At 66.7% G+C, this 4,457-nt stretch carries 5 protein-coding genes; all 5 read right to left on the bottom strand.

Features of this window, described 5'->3' with window-relative positions; genetic code table 11:
* Nucleotides 1–982, bottom strand: a 982-nt coding sequence (locus tag ACRDUX_RS11990) for a GNAT family N-acetyltransferase (protein WP_526414140.1), incomplete at its 3' end; no start/stop codon positions are given.
* Nucleotides 979–1,920 (bottom strand): glycosyltransferase family 2 protein, encoded by a 942-nt coding sequence (locus ACRDUX_RS11985; RefSeq protein ID WP_526414138.1) that lies wholly within the window; start codon nt 1,918–1,920, stop codon nt 979–981. The genes ACRDUX_RS11990 and ACRDUX_RS11985, both read right to left, overlap by 4 nt.
* A gap of 2 nt (nt 1,921–1,922) precedes the next feature.
* Nucleotides 1,923–2,621 carry a polysaccharide deacetylase family protein gene (locus tag ACRDUX_RS11980; protein WP_526414136.1) on the bottom strand — a complete coding sequence of 233 codons (699 nt, stop codon included), beginning with the start codon at nt 2,619–2,621 and terminating at the stop codon, nt 1,923–1,925.
* A 200-nt stretch (nt 2,622–2,821) separates the two neighbouring features.
* On the bottom strand, nt 2,822–4,021 hold the full coding sequence (locus ACRDUX_RS11975) for a GNAT family N-acetyltransferase (protein WP_526414134.1): 1,200 nt from the start codon (nt 4,019–4,021) through the stop codon (nt 2,822–2,824).
* A 62-nt stretch (nt 4,022–4,083) separates the two neighbouring features.
* Nucleotides 4,084–4,457 (bottom strand): hypothetical protein (locus ACRDUX_RS11970; RefSeq protein WP_526414132.1); only part of this gene is annotated, 374 nt, incomplete at its 5' end.

Genomic DNA, 4,457 nt, shown 5'->3' with positions numbered 1-4,457 from the left:
TCCGCCGTGTGTTGCTTTTGGTGAGGATGCCCTGGCACACCTGCACTTCACCGGTCTTTGCCCGCCGCTTGTACTCGTCGTCGCCGCGGCCGAGATCGATGCGTGTGATTCCGAGACTGGGGCTGGCAGCGACGATTTCGCGCAACAGCAGCCACCCGGGAGAAAGCTGGGCGAAGGCGGGGTCGTAGACGGGGAACCACCAGTGCAACACGTGATCTGAGCGAAGCCCGAAGTGTGCGGCCACGAGGTCGTCGCCGATGTGCAACGTCGACAGAACGCCGGCGAAGTCGCTGCCGCGGGTGTGCATGAGCCGCGACAAGAGATCGATGCGATCCGGCTGACCGAAGTAGTCCGGGCCGCCGGTCGCGGCGTACTGAGCCCGCTTCAGCTCGATGACCCGTGCGAGAGCTCGGTCATCCACGACGTCGGCGGCGAACCGGACCGGCCCAAGTGTGCGGTGCGCCTTGGCGGTCCGACGGCGCGCCTGCCCCATGTTGTCCTTGCCGGTGCGCGAGGCCCGCGCCAGGTAGCCGTCCAGACCGCCCGTCGTGTCCATGTAGGGGGACGGTCTGCTGGAGACGATCCACCGCTCGAATGCAGGTCCGGGCGGGAGCAGGTGGTCGAACTCGAATGAGCGCACGCCGTCGATCAGGAGATCGGTCGGCGCCGGCGGGGTTCCTGCGGCGAACAGCGGGCCCTGGAAGTCCGCGCCCGGCCACCCCACCGGTCGCAGCCGCGCGTTCTCGAGATGACCTGGTAGAAGGGCACATATAGCTCCACCGTCACCGCGGAGGACGACGACGGATACGGGCCTGCCGCTGGCATGCACCGCTGCCGCGAACTCCGGGTGGAAGTACGGGCTCGCCAGTGCCGGATTGGCGGCGCGCAAATGGTGCCACGCGTCGAGTTCCTCGCCGCTGAGACGGTCGAAGGCCGCCAACCGGGTTCCGGTGACGACTCGGAGCCGCGCATTACCGGTCACGGCGCCAACTCCCTGACTCGGCGCGACGGATGGAGCAAGGCCATCAGCGAGGCGCGTGACGTAGGTCGACCGGCGATGGCGCGAATGGACTCGCCCATCGCGACCGCCGCAAAGTAGGCGGCTGAGTGGATCGGATTGTGGCGGCGCCGGAAGAGTGTGACCTTGTTGACCGTGAGCAGCGACGCAATTCGCGGCTTCGTCTCGGAGAGGCCACCGATGTGCTCGAAAACCGCAGCGGGCTCATACCAGGTCAGCCACCCCCGATCTGCGGCGCGCATGCAGTACTCGGTCTCCTCGCTATAGAGGAGAAATGACTCGTCCCAGGGACCGATCTCGAGCATGGCCGGAACGGACAGCAGCAACGCCGCGCCCGTCGCCCACGCCGTAACGCCTGGTCGTCGGTACCGCCCGGGGTTGGTCACCCGCTCGCCCAGCGGCCCGAATCGGCCCGCCAGGTCCCCGGGAAGCAACGCCTCGGCCAGCGCCCGGGCAACGCTGGGCTTGCGACGCAGAGACGTCTGGAGCGAACCGTCCGGCGCCACCAGGTTGGGCACGACGATGCCGTGTCCCGTGCGGCGCAACGTGGACGCGAGCACCGACAGCGCCCCTCGCCGCACTCGGCAGTCGGCATTCAGCACCAGCACGGCGTCGAGGCGGCTGAGGTCCAGAGCCGCGATACCGGCGTTGATTCCAGCGGCGTATCCACCGTTGCGTCCTGTCGGAACGATGAGTATGGGGAGGTGATTAACGAATTGTTCTGCAACGTAACAACTGTGGTCCTTCGAGGCGTTGTCGGCCACGACGACCGCCGCCAGCGGCGGCTGTTGGTCGGCCAGCGACTGAAGGCAACCCGCGAGGACGTCCGCGCTGTTGTACGTCACGATCACCGCCGCCACGCGTGGGGCGTCGGGGAGGCTCGGTTCCGTGTCGTAGGCCATGTTCACCCCCGCAGCCGCTTTGCCGCCCGCACCGCGTTGTCACGGGCGCGTCGCTTCAGGGAGGTGTGGGGGTCGAGCACCCGCGCGATCCAATCCGCGTCGATGCCATCGTGCAAGCTGTTCCGTGGCTGCAGCCAGGCGTCCGGCCCGGTACGGCCCCCATCGCTGGTGTACACCCGGGTGACCGCTGCGGACCGCAGTCTGCGGAGCACGTGCCGGTCGTAGGATCCGAACGGCACCGCCACCCGCGATATCGGGTGCCCGGCAAGCTCACCGAGGACGCGGGGGGCCTCGCTGAACTCCTCTCGCGCCGCAGCGTCGTCTACCCGACGCCAGTTCCGGTGCGACCACCCGTGCGAGCCGACCACCATGCCGGCTTCGAGCAACGCCCGCACGCCGGCACGGTCGACGCGTCCTCGATCGCCCAATTGGCCAGCGAGTACGAAGAACTCGGCGATGAGGCCTCGCTCCTTCAGCCGCGGTAGTGCGATCTCGACGTCGGAGGCGTTCCCGTCGTCGAAGCTGATTCGGGCGTCGGGAGCCTCGGCGACGGCGTCGAGCACCTGCTCGAACTGAGCGATGCTCACCCAGGTCTGCGCCTCGCCCGGATCCAGTTCGCGTTCGGGCGTGCCGACTCCGTGCACGGTGATGTTGACGATCGAGCGCGGCCCGACGGATGCGGTCTGAGATGGTCCGGACACTTGGTGAATGCCTTCATTCGACGAAACAGCGAATATTCCCCTAGTTGCTGACATTACCGTCTGGTCAATCGTGGCGGCAACCATTGCGGGCTGTAGGACGCGATGCGAGATCGGATCCTGAGTCACCAGGTGAGATAGGATGTTTGCTGAAATGGATGTAGTCAACGACTGGGGACGCGCTGCCCGGCCGGCAAGGGCGGTCATATCCGGGTCCTCGTCCAACTCCGCCAGAGCGGTCGCGGCGGTAGCCCGAGCCTGGGCCGGAGCTTGAGGAACCAGGCCCGGTAGTAGACGAGGTGGACGAGAGATGCCCACCGCAAGAGCAATTCTCCGCGCCAACGCCGCGACCGGGTACGGCCGCCGAAGACGACGCGGTGTATCGGATACTCCTCCGCTCCGAGCCGGATCTTGTAGTCGTAGTGCCCGGGGCCACCTTCGAGGAATGTCTGGCCGTCCTGTATGAGAACCCGGAACGTCTCCGCGAGGCTCAACCGGCCGAGCCCCAACTTCTCCAGGGCGGGATCGGGATCGCGAGCGGGCAGTCGCCCGAAGCACCGCTCGCCAAGCACGAAGCAGTAGTGGATCGCCAACACCTCACCGTCACCGGCGATCTCGTAGAAGCGAGCTCTTCCCGATGCGGCCATGCGGGACACCAGGTCGCGATTGAACGCCACACCGGAGGGCCAGTCACCGAAGTGCCCGAGTTTTCCATGCGCGTGCCACTGGGTCGTATGAAGTTGGACGAACCGGTCGAGGTAGGCGACGGCCTCCTCGCCGCTGACCGTCCGGGCTGTGATGTCGTAGTCGCTCTGCAACTTTCGAAGATTCCGGCGAAGCAGGTGCCGCTGTGACTTGTGCAGGCTCGCCAGGTAGTCCTCGTATGACGCCGGAAGGTTGAACAGCGTGTGCACGCCGCTCTCATCAGAACGCAACAGCCTGAATTCACTCCCGGCCGCGACCCGCCCCGCTGCCCCGGTCACCGGCGAGAGCCCCGATAGCGGTGAGAGGCTGGCGGCATCGCAGCCCAGGTCGTCGAGCAGCCGTTCGAGGGCTGCGCGCACGGCCAGTTCCTCGAAGCCCTCGGCGATGGCGGGCGTGAAGACGGGCAGGGAGGAGTCGGCTCCGACGAATCGCGCCAACCGCACCGGCACGGGGCCGGCCCAGACTCGGTGAATGCAGAATGGGAGCGCTGCCACCATGCGCGTGCCCCGCCACATGGCGAGCCCGTGAAAGCTTCGCCCGTGCCCGTAGTGACTCCACCAGGCTTGAAGCCAGTCGACGGTGAAGTAGATGTCACTGCCCGTTTGCTCGACGAAGCCGTCCCATTCGTCGCGGAGACGGTCGAGATCGTCGATCGACGCGAGCCACTCGATGCGCAAGGTCTGGTCGGCAGCCGCCAAGTCGTCCGAATCACTTGCCTCGCAGAGCAATGAGGACGGATCTCGAAGCCTCTGTAACGGTTTCATGGGCGCAGCGGCCGTAGCACGAAGAGGGTCTGATTGGAGAACAGCTCGTCATCTGGCCAGCCCGCCAGCTCCTGCCGGGCACGCTCATCGAGGTGAGAGCGCCCCAAGTCGGGTCGCGTCACGCGTTCCTCCACGATCTCGAAGTGGCGGCCGAAAAGCTCGCGATACTCGGCCCGTGTCACCTCATTCAGAAAGGTATTGGGCGCAATTCGCCGCTGGCGCAGGTGCTCCCAGGGCTCACTGTGACGCTCCATTGGCGGGTGGAGCATCGCCCGTCGGCTCCATTCGATCAGGTGGCCGCCAGTGATGCCCGTGAACACGTTCGGACGGATGAGTGCCAGCCCCGTCGGCCGCAGCCACCGAGCCATCC

Origin of the sequence: Mycobacterium sp., assembly GCF_050701675.1 — a bacterium.
Taxonomy (GTDB): Bacteria; Actinomycetota; Actinomycetes; order Mycobacteriales; family Mycobacteriaceae; genus Mycobacterium.
This window is presented reverse-complemented; position numbering and strand designations above follow the sequence as displayed.